This is a genomic window from Sulfurovum sp., assembly GCF_041562805.1.
Taxonomy (GTDB): domain Bacteria; phylum Campylobacterota; class Campylobacteria; order Campylobacterales; family Sulfurovaceae; genus Sulfurovum.
In genome coordinates, this window is sequence record NZ_JBFFOH010000244.1 from 1 (window position 1) to 2654 (window position 2654).

3 protein-coding genes are annotated in these 2654 nt (G+C 38.2%); 1 reads left to right on the forward strand and 2 read right to left on the reverse strand.

Annotated features, from left to right (window positions below):
* Positions 1-516, forward strand: a 516-nt coding sequence (locus ABYK33_RS15280) for a hypothetical protein (protein WP_373034179.1), incomplete at its 5' end; no start/stop codon positions are given.
* A gap of 231 nt (positions 517-747) precedes the next feature.
* On the opposite strand, the gene ABYK33_RS15285 is transcribed toward ABYK33_RS15280, so the two are convergent.
* Together ABYK33_RS15285 and ABYK33_RS15290 are read right to left on the reverse strand one after the other, a co-directional pair.
* Entirely contained in the window at positions 748-1752 is a 1005-nt protein-coding gene (locus tag ABYK33_RS15285) for a glycosyltransferase family 4 protein (protein WP_373034181.1), read from the reverse strand.
* Positions 1753-1763: 11 nt separating this feature from the next.
* Positions 1764-2501: a tyrosine-protein phosphatase gene (locus ABYK33_RS15290; RefSeq protein WP_373034182.1), complete on the reverse strand. Its 738-nt coding sequence runs from the start codon at positions 2499-2501 to the stop codon at positions 1764-1766.
* Positions 2502-2654 lie beyond the last annotated feature (153 nt).

Genomic DNA, 2654 nt, shown 5'->3' on the forward strand with positions numbered 1-2654 from the left:
AACTCCTTCTTTTTGGGATTGAGTGTAGGCGCTATATTTACACTCTATGCACCTCTTGAACCTTCTATCTATTCTCTGGGTGGAGTTATCCTAGCTATGGGTATGCTGCTTGTAGCACGATTCTATCATCACATACTCAATGCAGAATGGTTTTTCAGGATCTCTCTCTTTGTAGAAGTGGTATTGCTACTGGCGATGCTTTATTTTCTTTATGCATCATATACCTATCAGACTGCCCTACTACTTTATGTCGGATACCAGGTTACCTTTCTCTTTGGCAGCTACCTCATAAGAGCAGAAACCCTACTTCTACAGACAGATACACTCTTAACCAAAGTCGACACGGCTAAACAGCTAGGCTATCTTGCAGGCATGGGAATTGCCTATATTATCTATAAAGCATTCGTACTCTATGGCATAGAAAACCCTCAAGACCAAGTCTATGATCTACATTTTTTACTTATAGGTATTGAGTTAGTTGTGATCGTTTTGATTTTCAAAAGTTTCAAAAGATAACCTTCCATCATTCTCAATTAATCGTACAACGTACGCTTCCTGTCAGGGTGAACGACCTTGTAAGCGCAGCGATTCGAGAACCCTGACGATTTTTGTTTCGTTTTTTTAAAAAATGAAAAGAGAAACAACACCGCAGTTTGAGTTAGATGGCAGTATGATAACATGAGAAATATTTTTTAAACTCAATCATCCTTGGAGTGAAAGTATGAGGATGAAGTTATTGTAAGAAACTTAACAGTCTCTCTTTTGTCTTTTGATCATTGCGCCAAGAAACATATAAAGAAGTACAATGTTAAATGCAAAAAGGATCAGTAAATATCCTTCATCCATAGTCTTATCCAATTGTAATCCTGTCAAAGAGTAGATCCCCTGTAATACCCCTAAGAAAAGCACCGTTTTCTTCGTGTCTTCGGCAAAAAAATGTCTTAAAATATGGTGGAAGTGACAGCGGTCTGCAGAAAAGGCGGAACGTCCGTTCAGTTTACGTCTGATCATCACGATCAGCGTATCAAATATAGGAATAGCCGTAATAAAAAGGATGCTCACAGTTGGCATATAGGCTAAAGATTTAACAGCCAACACAGAGATGACAAATCCCAAAGTCAAAGATCCACTGTCTCCCATGAAAATGGAAGCAGGATGCCAGTTAAAAACCAAAAAAGCCAAGAGTGCAGAGAGAAATGCCATAGAGGTTACCATCATGAAGAAGTCATCATGCATATAACCCACAGCTAAAAAACTGCCCAGTACCACTATACTTACTGTAGCAGCTAAACCATCTAATCCATCGATAAGATTCAATGCATTTGTAAAACCTACTATAGCAAACATAGTAAAGGGCAGAGCCAGCCAACCTAGTGTAATATCCACACCAAAGAAGATCCCCACTTCATCAATGATCACACCATCGAAAGAAAGTAGTATAGTACTAAGTATAAGAACGATGAACTTGGTATTGGGAGAGGCATCATGATGATCGTCTAACACACCTACGATAAAGACCAGAAAAACAGCTAAGCAGGTCCAGGTATTCAGTAGAACCTGATCAAAATGAAATATCGGCATTATGATAACTACAGCTAAATAGAACCCTATACCAGCACCTCTAGGGATGATACTGCTATGGCTGCTTCTACTATTGGGTTCATCGACCAAACCAATCTTGGGAGCATAGTACTTCACGAGGGCCACCAACACTAAAGAGAGGATAAAAATGAGTACAAATTCTAAATACATGTTTATGCCTCTTATATAAGTGTATGGTTCAAAATGGTATTATTTTCCCATACTTTTGCGTATTTCTCACTATTGAACACATCATCCAAAAATTGTGTCTGTTTGAGATGATGTACATCAGATCCTAAGAAATCGATCATCCCATTTTCAGAAAGTATCTCAGCATTTTTCTGGGCATCTTTACCATAATGTCCACCCAAAGAGTTCAAGTCAAGCTGAAACAGTACCCCAAGTTCTTTAAATCTGCTGTACTCTTTTAGAGGATCTCTAATATAACGATAACGTTCTGGATGTGCCATAAGCGGTATATAACCTGTTGCTAAAATTTCAAAGATCATCTCTTCAAGTTGCAAAGGCTTCGAAGCATAAGAAGTTTCAAAAAGAAGGTATTTATCATTGATACTCATCACCTCTCCACTATGTAGATGATCATAGAACCCTTCATCCAGATAGTATTCTGCACCTGCTTCTATCTCAAGTTCAATCCCCTCAGCTTTTGCTGCTTCTCTTAAAGAGGCTAATCCTTCTTTGATGATCTTAGGTGTATTTTTGTAGACATCTACCATGATATGTGGTGTAGTGATCACTTTCTTGTAACCAAGAGTTTCCATCGCCCTTAAAAGAGAAAGACTCTCGTCCATACTCTGCGAACCGTCATCGATCCCCGGAATGAAGTGGGAATGGAGATCAATTTTTAGTACAGGTCCCCTCTTTTTCTCTTTTTGTTTTTTAAAGAAAGGGAAGATCACTTTTTGTCTTCCTCATAATAACCATAACCATAACCATAACCATAACCATAACCATTTCTATCCATTTTTACATCATTGAGCAAGACCCCAAATCCGCTGATCTCTTCTTTAGAGAGTTTTTCTATACTACGTAAAAAACCTTTTTTAGAGTAA

Bases quoted from the DNA above. Each gene is read 5' to 3' on its own strand.
- ABYK33_RS15285 (WP_373034181.1), bottom strand. From the start codon at position 1,752: ATGTATTTAGAATTTGTACTCATTTTTATCCTCTCTTTAGTGTTGGTG.